This window comes from Rhodocytophaga rosea (assembly GCF_010119975.1).
Taxonomy (GTDB): domain Bacteria; phylum Bacteroidota; class Bacteroidia; order Cytophagales; family 172606-1; genus Rhodocytophaga; species Rhodocytophaga rosea.
Window position 1 is genome coordinate 540,876 of the sequence record NZ_CP048222.1, and the last position, 17,522, is coordinate 558,397.

The window sequence follows — 17,522 nt, forward strand, 5'->3', positions numbered from 1 at the left end:
ACTTAATAAGAGCATGATTAAAAAGTAAGATTGATAGAAGCACCATAACTGCGGGTGTTCGGAGTAGTCCAGAAATCGATACCAGAGAAGTTGGTCAAACCATTGCGGGTGCCTAAATCCGGGTCAGAACCAGTATAGTTGGTAGACAGCAGGAAGTTTCTGGCCGTAAGTGTCAGGCTGGCTTTAGTTAATTTCAGCGGAGCAATTAATTTTTCTGGTAAGCTGTAAGTAAAGTTTACGTCCCGTAAGCGCAGCCAGTACAGGTTTTTCTCGATGTATAAACCCTGAATATCAAACGTGCGGCGGTACCATGCCTGCCCGATTTTTACATTAATATCATTAGCGGTTCCTTCGCCATTTTTCACGCCATCAAATACATGATCCTGGCCCCGGTTTTCGGTAGATTTGTCTACGCCATTAAATACCATCTGCAAATGGGGTGCATTGAATATATCAAAGCCATAGCGGGTATCCAGGAAGAAGGAGAAAGCGAAGTTCTTATAGGTAAATTCATTCCGCAAACCTGCATTGAATTTAGGATTAGGATCACCGATTTGGGTAAACGAAGGATTTACAATAGGATAACCGTAGTTTGAATTCGGCGTTCCATTGGCCAGTACCGGACTATCATCGATCAATACTTTGCCCTCTTCATTTTTCTTTACATCAATCCCATAAAATACACCATATGGCTGACCTACCATTCCTCTGGCTTCCATCCAGATTCCTCCCAGGCTTACATTATCAATTCCTTCTGCCAGAGACAATACTTTGCTGATATTTTTAGAATACACTAAGGTCGCATCCCAGCGGAAACTTCCAGGTGTTTGAATAGGAGTGGCATTTAAGGTAATTTCTACGCCCCGGTTAGAGATTTCCCCGGCATTAATTAAACTGAACTGCGAACCGGTTGAGGAAGGAATCGCTACCGGAATAATCTGATCTTTACTCAGGTTATGGTAATACACTGCCTCAATGCCTGCCCTATTGTTAAGGAAACGCAGGTCTGTACCCAATTCCCAGGTACTGATTCTCTCTGGTTTCAGGTTAGGGTTTCCTAAAGTATTGGAATAGCTCAAGCCTGCCTGATTGTTGAACGGATAGGTAACGCCACCCTGAATCCATCCGGTTGTATTGGAATTGGTATAATACGTTTGTAAAGAATACGGATCAGCATCATTACCCACCTGCGCATACGTAGCCCTCACTTTTCCAGAAGACAACCATCCGCTGCTTAAGCCCAAGGCATCGGTAAATACCCAGCTGGTATTTATCGAAGGATAAAAGAAGGAATTCTTGCCTTTAGCCAGGGTAGAAGTCCACTCATTGCGGCCAGTTAATTCCACAAACAGCCAGTTTCTGTAATCCAGCCTAACGTCTGCATAGCCGGCTACTAATCTTCTGCGGATGGTCTGGTTGAAGGAAGTGGACGTAGAGGCATTGGATATATTAAAATTTCCAGGAACAATCAGTCCATCTCCCCTAGTATTGATCTGATTCCGGAATGAGTTATAAAAATTGTGTCCCAGTAAAACCGTCAAATTCAAATCTCCGCCTAGTTCCGGAGCAATGGTGAAAATCAGATCGGTATTGTAATCCCTGCGTGTATAATTTACATCGTTAATTGTACCAGTAGGCACCCCGGAAGTTCCCCGGCTGAATCCGCCTTTGCGTACATCCGTATAGCTATCTATTCCATAGCGGAAGGTTGATTTGAGCCAGGGCAGTATTTCATAATTGGCTTCTGTAAAACTAATAAAGCGGTTTACTTCATCATTTTGCGGATTCATATTCAGCGACCAGTAGGGACTGTCCCAGCCCCGGCCATTGGCATAGGAACGGGAATCGCCCCAGGGTTTGGCATTCGTAGCTGGCAAGCGGTAAGCATTAGGATTGTTCCAGGGTTCATCCAGGCCGTTGGTAATATCAAAGTTGGGTGAGGTATTCATTAAAGCCCGAACTACGTTGGTATTAAATCCACCCATTAAAGCCCGGTTATTGGCTCCGGAGTTGATAAAGTTTATGCCTCCTGCGATTTTGAACTTATCGGTTACATTATAATCTCCATTGAAACGGAAAGTAGTCCGGAAGAAATCGGTGGTCGGAATAACGCCAGTCTGGTATAAACGGCCTACTGAAAAATAGTATCCGGCTTTTTCTGTATTGCCATACACACTTACATGGTGGCTTTGGGTTTTTCCTTTCAGATAAAAATTATCGACATTATCATAGCGGTTTACCGGAATACCGTTAGAACGGGGATCATTTTGCCCGACAATCAGGCCGTTTTTATCAAATTGACTGGGAATATCTGAATAGGTAAGTGTATCCAGCAGCGCACCCCAGCTTTCATCCGAACCGGTTTGTCCAGGAAGAATATACTGGCCGTTTAGTCCATTAGAGAAATTGTTCTGTTGCGGTTGTACCCGGCGGTTAATTTCATCTACTGTAAAAGAACCGGAATATGACACATTGAAGCTTTTATCGGTCAGCCTGGTGCCTCTTTTGGTTGTCAGAATAACGGCTCCGTTGGCTGCCCGGATGCCGTATAGTGCAGCGGCAGCCGGTCCTTTCAGTACAGTAACTGATTCAATATCATCACTGTTGATATCTACGGCCCGGTTAGAAGGCGTAGCCAGAGAATTCACGTTGGTAATATTTCCCAGAATATCCTGAATGGAGTTATCTACCGGAATGCCATCTACAATGAATAAAGGCGAATTATTGCCCAGCAACGAAGAATTTCCCCGGATACGGATAGAGGCTGACCCGCCGGGAGAACCACCACTGTTCCCAATCTGTACACCGGCAACTTTACCGCTCAGCGCTTGTACTACATTAGGTTCCCGGGCATTTACAATATCCTTGCCTTTTACTTCCGCTACGCTATACCCCAGGGCTTTGGTTTTACTTTCAATACCTACCGCTGTTACTACTACCTCTTCCAGCAACTGGTCATCGGACAGGAGTGAAATATCAATCGCAGAACGGTTATTAATGGTAACTTCCTGTGTTTTAAAGCCCACAAAACTGAATATAAGTATATTGTTTCCTGGAACTGTTTTTATAGCGTAGTTTCCTTCTGCATCGGTTACAGTGCCACTGGTGGTATTTTTAAAGAATACGTTTACGCCCGGCAGCAACTCGCCTTTGGCATCTTTCACCTTGCCTGTAATGGTGCCATCCTGCGCATATATGCCAATGCCGGACAATAGAAAGACGATGAGTAATATATTTTTCATGATCGCTTATGCAAACTTTTGATTTGTGTATGATTAATTATTAGACAAAAAAGAGTCAGGCTACTCATACATAGATGTATGTAGCTACAACTGCCTATTCACCCACCTTGCCAGGATCGGAAAATAGAGTATAGTAAAATAAAGTTGTGATTAGTTTAAGACTGAATAGCTTCGAGCCTTAACAAGGAAATTAACAACAACAGCAACAACAAGGCTGGTCAGAGTAGAGAACCGGAACCAGGGAAGTTCGGGAAATAGTTTTGTGATGTTGTCTTTGTACAGTGATTCGCATGGGTAAAAGGTTTAAGTCAGGTTTACTAAAGGTGCTTCTGCAATTGCAGCAGACACTAAAACTTGGTTTCGTATTTATTATGGATAAAGCTGTTTGTTACAGCAGCCTGTCCTACCTTATACTTTCAATTATATTGCAAAATTATAAGCACTTTTTATTTATCCAAACAAAAGTCTATAATATTTATAGACTTAATGAACATTATGTGAAAAAATCTTTATTTTGGCTAAAGCAAAGGAATATTTATTCCCGTAGATTCAGTAGATTGAGCCACACAAATCAAGTCTTCTCATGATGAAGAGCAGCTAAAGAATTTTATTTGGCATTATTTATGCGATTATTAAGCAAATTCTGCAAACACATGATGCGTACCTTTAAAATGAAAGATTTTTTACTTTTACTTTTAACAATTAGTTTATTCACATTTACCGGACATACTTTGCAGGCTCAGAGTGATGTTACCAATGGAGCTAAAGCTGCCTTAAAAAGCGGAAACTCCCGGGAACTTGCCAAGTATTTCAACAGCAGCATTGAACTTATTGTGGAAGCCGAAAATGTGGACATGGATAAAGTGAGTAATGCCCAGGCTGAACTGATTCTGAAAACCTTCTTCCAGAAGTATCCGGCTAAAGATTTTACCTATGGACACCAGGGTTCATCCCCGGAAGGCTTGCAGTACAGTACTGGCACTTACCAGTCAGCAAATGGCTCCTTTCTGGTGTATATGGTGGTGAAACAATTTGGCGGCAAATATTTAATTGACCGCATTGATTTCCGCAATCAGTAAATTATTTAAAAACAATATGTATACAGGCTATGAAAGATTTCATAGCCTTTTTTATTTTGCAGCGTTTTAATAAGTCTGGAACCTGGATCACACAGATTTATGGATTTTCACGATTAACTTCTCGCATCTATGATTTTGTGGATTTAAATATGAAAAGACAAAAGGATAAAAGAAAATCCTGTTAATCTTGTAAATCCGTGTAATCCAGGTTCCAGACTTAATGACCCATGACAACCTAAACCATGACTTACAAGCTAGCCTATCTCTCGTCCGAAAAAATTCATCAATTCATTGCACAGTCGCTCCAGGAAGATGTAGGCGATGGCGATCATTCCTCATTGGCAGCTGTTCCGGCAGAGGCAGAAAACCGGGCTAAACTTATTATTAAAGATCAGGGAATACTGGCAGGTATAGAACTGGCCACACTTATTTTCGCCCAGGTAGATTCTTCTCTTATGGTAGACATATTGCTTCAAGATAGCTCACCGGTAAAATTTGGGGATATTGGATTAACCGTATCAGGCAAGGCACGTTCCATTCTACAGGCAGAACGGCTGGTGCTTAACTGTATGCAGCGCATGAGCGGAATCGCTACCTATACACATCAACTGACTGAAGCCATAAAGGGTACAAAAGCCAGGCTGCTGGATACCCGTAAAACCACTCCCCTCTTCCGGATGCTGGAAAAATGGGCGGTTGTGATCGGCGGCGGACTGAACCACCGTTTTGGCCTGTTCGACATGATCATTCTCAAAGACAACCATGTGGATTATGCCGGCGGCATCCGTCAGGCTATAGAATCTACCAATGCCTACCTCAGTCAACACAACAAAGACCTGAAAATAGTGATTGAAACCCGTAACCTGGCAGAAGTGGAACAAGTACTGGAGACTGGAAATGTGTTCCGCATCATGCTGGATAATATGTCGCCTGCCCTGATGAAAGAAGCCATTCAGCTCATTAACGGACGTTATCCTACAGAAGCCTCTGGTGGCATTACCCTGGAAACCATTAAGGCGGTAGCCGAAAGCGGCGTAGATTTTATTTCGGTAGGTGCGCTAACACATTCCATCAGAAGTCTGGATATTAGCCTGAAAGCATATTAACATTAAAATCATTACTCTTGAGTCAGAAACATTGGGCAGTCGTAGAATTTTTGTATTTTAAGATACAAACAGCTTTTCCTTGCAGCACATACGCAGATACAAAATCTTTTTCATTATTCTATGTATCATTCTGACTGGCTACCTGATTCCTCAACGGGTGGCTATACCGGTAAAAGGTGCTTCTCCCAGAGACTGGCATCCAAAATCGTTCTGGTATTATCCCTGGGGAAAATCCATCACCCATAAAGGTGTAGATATTTTTGCCAAGGAAGGAACTTCAGTGATATCGGCAACACCTGGACTAGTAGTATATACCGGAGACATGGGCCGGGGAGGAAAAGTAGTATTGGTGCTTTCTTCCAAGTGGCGTATTCATTATTATGCTCACCTGAAAGAATTTAAAACTTCTCCCTTACACTTTGTGAATACCGGTGAATCTGTTGGAACCGTAGGTACTACCGGAAATGCGGAAGGCAAAGAACCTCACCTGCATTATTCTATTTTTTCCATCATTCCTTTACCCTGGCGGATAGATAGTTCCATACAAGGCTGGTTGAAAATGTTCTTTCTCAATCCGATTGAGCTGATGAAGGAAAAGTAAAATGAAATAATTAATTGACTCTAACTTCTATAACACAAATTCTTAAACCTTCATTACCAAAGACAACGGAGTAATTCATACCTTTGCGCCTGCGAAAAACTTATTGCACCTATCAATGATCGTTAAAACACGTAAATACAAACTCGAAAACAGTACCTATATCAAGCTGGCCATGAAGCACCTGCTGCGAACCCAATGGTACTGGGCAGCAGTACCTCTGGGAATTATCATTCTCAATGTCATTCTCAACCTTACTGGTGTATATCCCAACATCTGGATCTATTTTATGGCACCGCTGGCAATCGTCCTGTATCTGCTGTTCTGGGCTATTCAGTTTACCGGAGTTACCCAGCTGGAGCAGAATAAAGTATTATTTCAGAAATTACTCTATGAAATAGATGGCCGCCAGATTCTGATCAAACTCAATAGTAAAGAAGGCATGCAGATGAAGTGGGAAATGATAAAAAAAGCCTATAAAGAAAAAGACCATTTTCTGCTGGTTGTCTCCAAAGCACAATTTATTCACCTCCCCTACTCTATTTTCAATTCCGAAAACGACATTAAATTCACCGAATCGCTGCTGCGTCGGAAAAACCTGATTGCCTGAGTGAGGCTCACAAATTTTTAGCCCGGCTGGTATACAGTTCCGGGCTTTTTTGTGTATAGATCGGATGGATTTCTCCAAATTTTTAACTAAAATTCTTCCTGGCAGTTAATAGCCCTATACTCCTTATACATGAAAGATGTAATTATTGTTGGCGGCGGACTGGCTGGACTGGTGAATGCAATTGTGCTTGCCAGAGCCGGATTGCAAGTTGTGTTGATCGAGAAAAAACAATATCCTTTCCATAAAGTATGCGGCGAATATATATCTAATGAAGTATTGCCCTTTTTCCATTCACTGGGTATTTTTCCTGAACAACTAGGTGCATCTGCCATCAACCGTTTGCAGGTAAGTTCGCCTTCGGGCAACAATGTACTGAACATGCCTTTAGACCTGGGAGGATTTGGCATCAGCCGCTATACACTGGATCATCATTTATATCAGATAGCTGTAAAAGCCGGGGTTACTTTCATACTCGGTAAAACAGCAGATAACATTGATTTCAAAACCCATTTCCAGGTACAGTTGTCAGATGGTACCCAGCTGGAAAGCAATCTGGTGATCGGCGCCTTTGGCAAACGGTCCAAACTGGATAAGCAACTAAACCGGGATTTTATTAATAAACGCTCGCCCTATGTAGGCGTCAAATACCACATCCAGACTGTTTTTCCCAGAGACCTGATCGCCCTGCATAATTTTCAGGATGGCTATTGCGGCGTATGTGCCATTGAAGAAGGAAAATACAACCTGTGCTACCTCACGTCCAGGGATAATATAAAACGGTATGGTTCTATTGAAGAAATGGAAAAGGAAACACTCTACAAAAATCCATTTATGCAAGCTATCCGGCAAAATGCCCGATTCCTGTATGAGAAACCAGAGGTGATCAATGAAATTTCTTTTTCACCAAAAAAAGCCGTAGAAAATCATATTCTTATGTCCGGGGATACTGCTGGCTTGATTACACCGCTATGCGGAAATGGAATGGCTATGGCGATTCATTCTGCCAAAATTTTATCGGGGCTTATTATTCTGTATTTTAAAGAGCAATGGACCAAGGAAAAACTTGAAATGCTGTACCAGCAGCAATGGAAACAGACGTTTGCCACCCGTTTATGGGTAGGCCGCCAAACACAACGCTTATTTGGCAGTGAATGGCTTTCCAGTATGGCTGTAAGAATACTGAAAACTGTAAAACCAGCCGCCAGACTTCTGGTAAAGCATACGCATGGAGAAGTGTTCTGATACCTGTAATTCTTCAGATAAAACATCAGAAGAATATTAAACTTCCGTTATCAGGTTCATTACCTAAAGTATAAGAAATGAAAAAAACTATATCCATTCATATCAAAAGTGGTGGAAGTTATTTCCACCACTTCTGAAGAGTCACCTGTTTATCACTTATACTAATTCAGCATCAGCCATACACCTGTTTACATACTACTGATTATTCTTACTCATAAACATAAAATTCGATTAATCATTAGGTACATAATACCTGGTTCCTATACCAAATACATCTTTGCCATCCGGATAGAAATAGAAAAATTTCTTTTCTACTGCTCCATTATTGAATTTGAGAATAATAGAATTGCCTTTTAATTCATAAGTACCTGCTTTATCCTGGCTGCTATAGGCAGTAAGGTTGCTTGTAGATCCGCCGCCGGTAGATTCATAGGTAAATTTATCGCCGTCAAAAGAAATAGTAGTGGCAGAAAAAATCATGACATCTCCGCCAAAGGCAACATTCCCTCCTCCGGAAATAGATTCATAGGAACCCTTAATTTTTTCGCCCGCTGTAGCAGCCTGGGTAGTAAACCACTCATCTTCTCCCCAGGTTTCGGTATCTCCATCACTCCAGGTAATAGAAAATTCATTGCCTTTTTTCTCCCAGGTTCCCCATTCTTTGGGTTCCTGTTGTTTAGACTTTGCTACATCCAGCTTATCAATGCTGGTATCCAGGTTTTGATAGATACTTCCGTCCTTGAATAATAAGTATGGCCTGTATTCAGGGTAAAGAAATCCGCCAACGCCCATGGTATATTCTAAATGCAGGTAAATGCCTTCGGCTCCGGGAACATCCACAACTTTACTGGCAGCCTGAACCTCGTCTTCTTTCTGGCAACTAAATAAAATAACATTCAGGGTGCTGATCAGTAATAAAAAGAAAAGAAAAAAACGTTTGGTTTTCATAGCTTTTGGGTTTAAAGGTGAACAAAAAACAATACCCTAAAAACGGGCAAAAGGCGCTAAAAGGCACAAATTCACCTACTACAAAAGTACTACTGGCTTCAAAAACAGTACTACAAACCTGCTACTGGTACCATAATCAGGTTCATTACTGGTTATTAAAGCCATTTAGCATATAAAATTATTACAATTGCTGGATGAAGTTAACCAGGTCGGTTTCCTCCGGAAGATTGAGTTTTAGCTTGAGCCGGTAACGGGCCATCTGAATACTTTTGGGTTCTACATTGAGCAGGTGAGCCATTTCTTTGGTAGATAAATTCATCCGGATATAGGCACTTAGTTTCTGGTCTGCCGGGGTAAGGGTAGCCGGAGCAGTTTTATCCAGCTGGCTAAAAAAATCCGGGTGAACCTTTTCGAAATGCACCATAAATTTCTCAAAATCCTGTTCACTGGTGAGCCGGTTATCAATGAGTTTGCATACTTCTTTCAAATCCGGTTCCAGTCTGTTAGCCTGCGGAAGCATCGTTTGCAGGCGTGTTTTTATTTTCTGAAGGAAGCCACTTTGTTGTTCCAGCAAAAGTACATTGGTGGTTAGTTCCCGTTCTTTAAAATCCATTTCATTGCGAAACTGGATTTCCTGTACTTGGTTTAGTTCGGCTTGCAGGTACAATTCTTTCTGCAACCGCTCACGTTGCTTTTCGGCCAGTGCCTGTTTAAGCAGTGCTTTTTCCCGGGCTTCTTCTGAAAGTGCTGCTTTCTGGGACAATACTTTTTGTTTCAGGCGCAGCAGATAAAAAATCACACCGGAAAGAAGTAAACCCATCGCTAAAAGGGCCAGGTATAAGATATTGCGATTCCGTTCAAAATGGTTTTCCTGCTCCAGGGAGGCAATCCGTGCCTCTTTTTTCTCGGTTTCATACTGCAAGCCCATCCTTTCGGCCATCTCTGTTTTTCCCAGATGATATATGCTGTCCTTTAGACTTACCAATTGTTGTTGATAGTCAAAAGCTTCCTGGAATTTTTTCTGATCGGCCGCCCAAGCCATCATGGCTTCATAGGTATCGGCAGCATACAAAGGATTTGTTTCCAGGGCGATGGGAAGTGCTTTCTGAAAATGTGGTAGGGCGGCAGCATAATTTTTCTGCCGGGTATAAATTTTCCCTAGTATGGTATTGCCCTGGCAAATGGCAGCTTGCAGATTTACAGGTTCTGCCAATACCAGAGCCTGCAGAATAAGTGGCAAGGCTTCCTCATAATTTTCTTGCTGAAAATAAGTATTGCCCATGTTAAATATAACAGAAGGCTGCATAATCGGATTTTTAACCTTGCCGGCCTTTAATAGTTCATGCACTTGGTTGAGATATACCAAGGATGAATCCAGATAGGATGGTTGGTGATAGGTATCAAACATGGTATTAAACGTAGCGGAAAAGTCAGTTAGAGCAACAGCCAGCATTTCGTAATCGGTATGTTCTCTGGCTACTTTCACCGCCTTATGATGATAATCAATAGCCTTAGGGAACTGATGTAACGTTGCATAACTATTGGCAATACCTGTATAACTCTGGCTTACATTAGCCCAGTCCTGCTGCTTTTCCAGCAGGTCAACGGCTTTCAGGAAATTGGCAATGGCCTTTTCAGAAGCTTCAAACTTGCTGTAGGCAACCGCTATATTATAATATGTGAGGGCTATCAGGGTGTGTTTGCCTGCTTTTTCAAGATGAGGAAGGGCTTTCTGGTAAAGATCAATGGCTTTGTCGTATTCCTGGTGGTAACTGTAGGTTACTCCCTGATCCAGATAACCTAATCCGATTCCTTTCGGGAAGTTGATTTTTTCTGCCAGTGTAAGTTCCTGTCGGGCATATTGTAAGGCTTTTTCTTTATGATGAATGTGATATTCCCAGGATAACTCACCCAGCACAATCACCTTTGACGAATCAGCAATATCAGCGCTTAATACCTGTTGAAGAGAGTCAATAACCTGTGTGTTCTGTGCAGATGCTTGAGGGCAATATAGCCATAATAACCCACCCAAACCCAGTAGAAATATCTGCTTCATTGTATGATATTAGAAGTCATAGGTTAATAAAAGTATTTGATTGTTAAAACGGCCAGACTGCCTTTCTAGTAGAAATAGAATCTATTTTTCATATGACTTGTACTTGTCTTACCTACCAACATGTTTCATGTAATTCAATAATCTGACAAATAGATCTAGCTAACCTGTTTTCTGAAGGCTTTCCCTTCTCTGTTTGCTTAATGAATTAACACCCAGAACAGCACAAAAAAGGCATTCATTCCGGTAGCCGTCAACTGGTTTAATCGCATGGTGGAACGAAAATTAGCGGCACTGTTATTTTTTAATACCCTGTAAAACCAAAGCAGAAAAAACACCAGTCCTGGACTCAAGCAGACCACAAACAGCAGGAAATGAAAGGGAGCATAATAAGTATAGAAATAGTAAAAATACCCGGCCACCGACGACATAAACACAATAGCTGTAAAAATAAATGTTCCCCGTATACCCAGTAAGCGGCTTAATGTCATATCCCCACGACGGGCATCTTCGGCATGCTGGTATACCTGCGTCATCGGATACGAACCCATCAGTAGAAAAGTAGTTAGCCCGGCAGGAATCAGTATTCTCGCTTGAAAAAGTTCTTCTACCGGGGTTTGATTGATTCCCTGGTATACCATTAAAAAAGTGAAAGCGCCCTGAAAGGTTCCAGCCAGAAACCAGCTGAGAATAGCATATTTTTTCAGCCGGATGCGTTCGTCGCTGTAAGCTTTGGAAACCAGGCCGTAGATAAACAATCCCAATACAAACCATCCTCCCAGAAAAATTCCGAGTAACATAGCTATTCCATCCAGCAGCAGGGATACGTATAATAGTTCTTTGCTTACCGGCGGTGGGTCTTCCAGTCCGCCGATACTTTCTTCGTCTTTGTCATAATAGCTGTTATAGCCATTGCTTGCCGGATATAATAAAAAGTGAACGATAAAAAAAGCCAGTAGTACCCGCCATAGTTCAGGTTGAGGTGAAATGCTCCAGGCAAATAAAAATACCGGCATCAGGTAGAAGAAAAAAGGAATACGCAGGTGCAGCAAAGTAGACCGCTGAATCATAACCGGTAGAACTGAAGATTGTGTTCACAAGCTATAAAAATTACGCATACACTGTAGTTAGGATTTGAATAATTTGTATAGAAATCCTTGCCAGCTTCGAAATGCCATCTTGGATGATAGAACATTTTCTGAAAAGCTCAACAGGAATGAGTACATTGTGTTTCATTCTGTTTGCTTATTATGAGTGGCAGAAAAGAATCTAAAATCCCAGTTACAAACCAACCTGCAAACGTATGACGCTACCTGTACAAATCATTGTCGGACTTGTTGCCCTGGAACATATTTACATTTTATGGCTTGAAATGTTTGCCTGGACAAGCCGGGGTAAAAAGGTATTTAAGAGCTTTCCAGAACATTTATTTGAACCTACCAAAGCTTTGGCGGCCAATCAAGGCTTGTATAATGGATTTCTGGCGGCCGGATTGATCTGGTCATTACTCATTGAAGAGGCCAGCTGGTCGCAGAATATTGCAGTGTTTTTTCTTTCCTGTGTGGCAGTTGCAGCCATTTACGGAGGTTTAACCGCCGACAGGAAAATTTTTATTATCCAGGGATTATTACCGGTACTTGGCCTGTTGTGGATTGCATTCGCATAAATTGCTGAAGCTATTCGCTTATAAATGTATAATGCCTTTCTGTATTATCAGCTCATTTCAAACATAATTTTCTGGCACTTTTTCTATATTTGCCAGGCAAACCCCTATATGTATGAACTCCTGGATCTCATCCTGGCAACAGTTTTTACTGGAACATCCTCCCTTACAGATTAAATACCCATCTGAACCTTTACAGATTCCAAAAGTTTCCAGCGACGAACTCGCCAGCAATGAGCTTTTCTGGCAGGAAGTAAAAAACCGGTATCCACAACCAGATAGATATATCAACCTTAATAGCGGAGCTGTCAGTTCTTCTCCCCACATTGTAGAAAAGGCATTTACAGGGTATTATACCCTGGCCAACCGGATTCCCAGCTATTACATTTTCAGGTATATGGAACAAGGCCGGGAGTTGATCCGGCAGGGTCTGGCTGGTCTGATTAACAGTTCACCGGAAGAAGTGACCATTCTTAGAAATACGACGGAAGCCCTCAATAACCTGATATTTGGCATACAACTGGAAGCTGGCGATGAAGTAGTTGCCTGCAAACAGGATTATTCTAAAGCCATATCTTCCTGGAAACAGCGTGAGTTGCGTGACCATATCAAAACCAAGTGGATCAGTCTGGATGGTCCGGCAGAAACCGATGAGGAGATCATTGCTAAATTTGTAGGTGCCTTTACTGAAAAAACTAAAGTCCTGCATCTTACTCATGTTATCAACTGGAACGGGCAGATATTGCCGGTAAAAAAACTTATTCAGGAGGCAAAAAAACGCAACATTGCTGTCTTGCTTGATGCGGCCCATAGTTTTGGCCTGCTGGAAACAGATGTAAAAGCACTGGGCTGCGATTATTTTGTAACCGCCTTGCATAAATGGCTGTCTGGCCCGATCCCTTCAGCACTGATGTATATTCAAAAAGACAAGATACATGATGTGTGGCCGCTTGCCTCCAGCACGACACCTGCCTCTGATAACATACGTAAGTTTGAGGAATTGAGTATTCAACTCATGCCGGCCATAATCGCACTGGGATTTGCCATAGAATTTTACCTGCAACTGGGCAGAAATAACAAAGAACAACGCTTACGTTACCTCCGAAACTACTGGGTTTCCCAGCTACAGGAACTCAATAGTTTCCATTTTCATACTCCGATACAAGCAGAAGAGCGTTGCTGTGTAATTGTGAATATAGCCCTCAATGGCTGGGAACCTGTTGCTCTGGATAAACACCTGCTGGAACAGTATAACATTCATGTAACTGCCGTAACCTGGGAAAATATGCAAGGCATCCGGGTTACACCCAATGTATATACCACGCTGGAAGAGTTGCAGTTGATGGTTCATGCCTTGCAACAAACGAGTCGGGAAAGGTCTTAAAGTGAGTCATACGCATACAAAAATCATCAGTTTGAACGTTTTATATATGGTCATTCTCCATCTAAATTGTTTACCTAATGTGCGGAAGATACACACTTGTTAAAAAAGCGGAAGACATTGAAAAGCGCTTCCATGTCCAAATTGAAGAGGATTCAGTTCATCCTTCCTATAATGCAGCACCTTCACAAAATTTGCCTGTAATCAGCAATTACAACCCTACCCTAGCAGCGTATTACAAGTGGGGACTGATTCCATTCTGGGCTAAAGATGCAGCCATTGGAAATAAATTAATTAATGCCAGAGCCGAGACATTACTGGAAAAACCTTCCTTCAAAAAAAGTCTGCAAAGCAAACGTTGCCTCGTAATTGCCGATGGATTTTATGAATGGCAGAAGAATGGAAAGACAAAACAACCTTACCGGATTACCTTGAAGGATAACGGCCTTTTTGCTTTTGCCGGTTTGTGGGATGAATGGAAAAATGAACAGGGAAACAAAGTCAGGTCTTTTACCATTATTACTACGTCTCCCAATTCGCTGATGGAATCTATTCATGACCGAATGCCGGTCATTCTAAAACCTGAGGATGAAAAAGATTGGCTTGGCACGAACTTAAGACCTGAGGATGCACTTGAATTATTACGGCCTTATAACGCTAAACAAATGCAAGCATACCAGGTGTCAAAGCTGGTGAACTCACCAGCTAATAATAATCCCGAACTCATCGAACATCTCTGATCTAAAACATTTTTTAATCTATTTACATAATATTTGAGTTCTTATTTGGAATGTTTCTAAATAGTGCCTTAATTTGAGCATTGTTTAGCTGGTTATTTCAATACAGGATGCTTGAAACAATATTGGCTTTTGGGTGCCGGTATTTGCAGATCGATTCCATTTCCAAGTTTTTCTCAATTGAATTTTTCTGCCGCATATACCAGTCATGTCTTGTCTTGCGGGTGAGAACTGCTAATGTATTTAATAAATTCAGCCATTGTACTTGAGATAATAACCGCATCCATCGGATTACTTTCCATCAGTTTGTGGCTATTATCTCCTATAAATTTTAATTAACCTTATCTTTTCATGAAAGTTTTTTTCCGGAATATCCATTTGTATCTGAGCCTTGGGGCTGGTTTAGTCATTATGGTCGTATGTGCCACTGGCGCCATCCTGGTATTTGAAAAAGAAATGCAAATGTGGCTATATCCGGAAAGATACCGGGTGGAATCTGGTTCCCAGGCAGTTTCCATCGAGCAGATGATTGCCGGTTTGAAAAAAAAAGTACCAGATGCCGAGGTAAATTCAATTAAAATCTTTACTGATCCATCGCGTACTGTCGAAGTAAGTTACCGGGAAGAGAAAAGTGAAGGAGAACATCAAATTGCTAAAGATGCGCCTGCCGGAAACAAAGCCGAAAAAAAGGGAGAGGTTCCTGATGTGAAAAAAGGGCCTGAAAAAGGGAAAGAAGGTGGCGGCCAGGCATTTATTAATCCGTATACGGCACAAGTAGCAGCCTTGCAAAGTCAGCGCAGCCCTTTCTTTTTCTCAGTATTTTCACTACACCGCTGGCTTCTGGCGGGCGATACGGGTAAGCTAATTGTTGGCATCAGCACTTCTGTTTTCTTATTTATATTAATTACCGGTATTATTCTCTGGTGGCCGCAAAACAAAAAGATTTTACAACAACGTCTGGCGCTGAAATGGAACGCTGGCTGGAAAAGACTTAACCATGACCTGCATATAGTGATCGGATTCTATAGCGCTATTTTCTTATTTGCTTTTGCCTTTACCGGATTAGCCTGGTCTTTCAAGTGGTTTAATGATGGTATTTATTGGGTAACTGGTACTGAAAATGTTCGTCCGGAACCGCCTAAATCTACTATCCAGGAAGGAACGACTCCTATTTCCTGGGATGCTGCCTATGCACAAGTAAAAGCACAAATGCCGGAAGCAGAATTTTATACAATCAACTTTCCAAAAGAGACAGATGGTTCTGTGGCTGTAACCATTATGCCGGCAGATGCCATCCATGAACGGGCTACTAACCAATTGTTTTTTGATCAATATTCCGGTCAACTCATTAGCCAGTTATTATATGGAGAACGTAACCTGGGCCAACGGGTACGAGCAACTTTTTATCCGGTGCATGTAGGCTCTATTGGAGGATTACCAGGAAGGATCATTGCTTTTTTAGTTTGTATTGCCGGCGCTACGTTTCCTATAACTGGTGTAGTTCTATGGCTGAACCGCTTGCAAAAGAACAGGAAAAAAAGTAAGAAAAAACCTAACCCTACCCAGCCACAGGCGGCTACACAACGTATTGCATAAGTTTGATAAGAGATTTAAATAAAAAGCAGAAAGGAATAAAACTAAAAAGCCCTGCATGTGAAAGATCCATGCAGGGCTTTTTAGTTTTATTTAGATTAATGAATGAGTTTAAATAAGCGGTTCCAGCGGATTTTTTCCAGCATGCTTCCTTCTTGGTCTACTGATAACCAGATTATAAATGCTTTGCCGACAATGTGATCAGCAGGCACAAAACCCCAGAAACGGGAATCTAGCGAGTTATGCCGGTTATCGCCCATCATAAAATAATAATCCTGCTTAAACGTATAGGTATCTGCCACTTTATCATTAATGTAAAGCTTTTCGTCTCTGATGCTTACTTTATCGTTGCCTTCATATTTACTGATGATCTCTTCATAGAGAATTACATTATTGGCATCCATCTTAATGGTCATTCCTTCTTTGGGAACCGTTAAAGGACCAAAAAAGTCTTCATTCCAATCGAATTTGGAAGAATTCGGAAATACTCTGGCATCTCCCTCATTAGGATTACGCTTGGTAAGAATTAATTCTTTTACAAAACTTTGAGATTTGAGACTTTGAGCAGTTTCAGGTGTAGTTAATACAATATATCCTCCCTGTACACTCTGGTATTCACTGATATCAAATTTGCGGAAAGTACGTTCATTTACCGTGTTTTCAGTAACCATATAATAGCGGTACTGCATTTTAGGAGGATTTTCTGCCGGTTTGTCATTCACATACACCTGCAGATCCCGTACTTCCACTTTATCTCCCGGTATACCTATACAACGTTTGATATAGTTGGTTTTTAAATCAGTTGGATAATCTTTGGTCTGGCCGGGTTCGCGGGGCGGATAGTTGAATACCACTACATCATTGTTTTTTACACTACTGATGCCAGGCAGCCGGTATTGAGGAAGTTGTATCCAGTCTAAATAGGAAGGTATATCAGTCCCCCATATTTTCTGATGTGTTAGCGGAACCTGCAAAGGAGTTTTTGGGGTACGGGCTCCATAATGTATTTTGCTCACAAACAGAAAGTCGCCCACCAGAAGCGATTTTTCCATAGAAGGTGTAGGTATGGTAAATGCTTCCAGAATCAGCCATCGGATCAGGGTTGCTGCTACCACTGCAAACACAATCGCATCTACCCACTCGCGGGTTTTTGATTTTGGCTTTCTTACTGGTTTGGAAGGTGCCTCTTTTTTAGTGGATAAAACATTCATCGATAATTCTTTATTTGTTAATGAAATGACTCAGCGTTTGTTAAAATTACGATTATTTA

At 41.6% G+C, this 17,522-nt stretch carries 14 protein-coding genes; 9 read left to right on the top strand and 5 right to left on the bottom strand.

Annotated features, from left to right (window positions below; all coding sequences use genetic code 11):
- Positions 1 to 17: 17 nt before the first annotated feature.
- On the bottom strand, positions 18 to 3,242 hold the full coding sequence (locus GXP67_RS02380) for a SusC/RagA family TonB-linked outer membrane protein (RefSeq protein WP_162441671.1): 3,225 nt from the start codon (positions 3,240 to 3,242) through the stop codon (positions 18 to 20).
- Between the two features lie 653 nt (positions 3,243 to 3,895).
- On the opposite strand from GXP67_RS02380, the gene GXP67_RS02385 reads away from it, so the two are divergent.
- From GXP67_RS02385 to GXP67_RS02405, 5 genes are all read left to right on the top strand, one after another.
- Positions 3,896 to 4,321 (top strand): DUF4783 domain-containing protein, encoded by a 426-nt coding sequence (locus GXP67_RS02385; protein WP_162441672.1) that lies wholly within the window; start codon positions 3,896 to 3,898, stop codon positions 4,319 to 4,321.
- A gap of 242 nt (positions 4,322 to 4,563) precedes the next feature.
- Positions 4,564 to 5,427, top strand: a complete 864-nt coding sequence (gene nadC, locus GXP67_RS02390; protein WP_162441673.1) for a carboxylating nicotinate-nucleotide diphosphorylase — start codon at positions 4,564 to 4,566, stop codon at positions 5,425 to 5,427.
- A 79-nt stretch (positions 5,428 to 5,506) separates the two neighbouring features.
- Positions 5,507 to 6,028 (top strand): M23 family metallopeptidase, encoded by a 522-nt coding sequence (locus GXP67_RS02395; protein ID WP_232064884.1) that lies wholly within the window; start codon positions 5,507 to 5,509, stop codon positions 6,026 to 6,028.
- 115 nt (positions 6,029 to 6,143) lie between these two features.
- Complete coding sequence (locus GXP67_RS02400; RefSeq protein WP_162441674.1) at positions 6,144 to 6,635, top strand: YcxB family protein; 492 nt, start codon at positions 6,144 to 6,146, stop codon at positions 6,633 to 6,635.
- Between the two features lie 129 nt (positions 6,636 to 6,764).
- Positions 6,765 to 7,877, top strand: coding sequence for an NAD(P)/FAD-dependent oxidoreductase (locus tag GXP67_RS02405; RefSeq protein ID WP_162441675.1), 1,113 nt, complete (start codon positions 6,765 to 6,767; stop codon positions 7,875 to 7,877).
- A 231-nt stretch (positions 7,878 to 8,108) separates the two neighbouring features.
- On the opposite strand, the gene GXP67_RS02410 is transcribed toward GXP67_RS02405, so the two are convergent.
- The 3 genes from GXP67_RS02410 to GXP67_RS02420 all read right to left on the bottom strand — a co-directional run bounded on the left by GXP67_RS02410 (position 8,109) and on the right by GXP67_RS02420 (position 11,948).
- A complete protein-coding gene (locus GXP67_RS02410; protein WP_162441676.1) occupies positions 8,109 to 8,825 on the bottom strand; it encodes a hypothetical protein in 717 nt (238 codons plus the stop codon).
- A gap of 181 nt (positions 8,826 to 9,006) precedes the next feature.
- Positions 9,007 to 10,881 carry a tetratricopeptide repeat protein gene (locus tag GXP67_RS02415; RefSeq protein ID WP_162441677.1) on the bottom strand — a complete coding sequence of 625 codons (1,875 nt, stop codon included), beginning with the start codon at positions 10,879 to 10,881 and terminating at the stop codon, positions 9,007 to 9,009.
- A 197-nt stretch (positions 10,882 to 11,078) separates the two neighbouring features.
- Positions 11,079 to 11,948 (bottom strand): UbiA family prenyltransferase, encoded by an 870-nt coding sequence (locus GXP67_RS02420; RefSeq protein WP_162441678.1) that lies wholly within the window; start codon positions 11,946 to 11,948, stop codon positions 11,079 to 11,081.
- A 233-nt stretch (positions 11,949 to 12,181) separates the two neighbouring features.
- On the opposite strand from GXP67_RS02420, the gene GXP67_RS02425 reads away from it, so the two are divergent.
- From GXP67_RS02425 to GXP67_RS02440, 4 genes are all read left to right on the top strand, one after another.
- On the top strand, positions 12,182 to 12,544 hold the full coding sequence (locus tag GXP67_RS02425; RefSeq protein WP_162441679.1) for a DUF1304 domain-containing protein: 363 nt from the start codon (positions 12,182 to 12,184) through the stop codon (positions 12,542 to 12,544).
- Positions 12,545 to 12,656: 112 nt separating this feature from the next.
- Positions 12,657 to 13,925 carry an aminotransferase class V-fold PLP-dependent enzyme gene (locus GXP67_RS02430; RefSeq protein ID WP_162441680.1) on the top strand — a complete coding sequence of 423 codons (1,269 nt, stop codon included), beginning with the start codon at positions 12,657 to 12,659 and terminating at the stop codon, positions 13,923 to 13,925.
- A gap of 77 nt (positions 13,926 to 14,002) precedes the next feature.
- The gene (locus tag GXP67_RS02435; protein ID WP_162441681.1) at positions 14,003 to 14,662 is read left to right on the top strand and encodes an SOS response-associated peptidase; all 660 of its coding nucleotides are present in this window, start codon (positions 14,003 to 14,005) and stop codon (positions 14,660 to 14,662) included.
- A 348-nt stretch (positions 14,663 to 15,010) separates the two neighbouring features.
- A complete protein-coding gene (locus tag GXP67_RS02440; protein WP_162441682.1) occupies positions 15,011 to 16,255 on the top strand; it encodes a PepSY-associated TM helix domain-containing protein in 1,245 nt (414 codons plus the stop codon).
- A 95-nt stretch (positions 16,256 to 16,350) separates the two neighbouring features.
- Here GXP67_RS02440 and lepB read toward each other — a convergent pair whose 3' ends face one another.
- On the bottom strand, positions 16,351 to 17,463 hold the full coding sequence (lepB, locus tag GXP67_RS02445; RefSeq protein WP_162441683.1) for a signal peptidase I: 1,113 nt from the start codon (positions 17,461 to 17,463) through the stop codon (positions 16,351 to 16,353).
- Positions 17,464 to 17,522 lie beyond the last annotated feature (59 nt).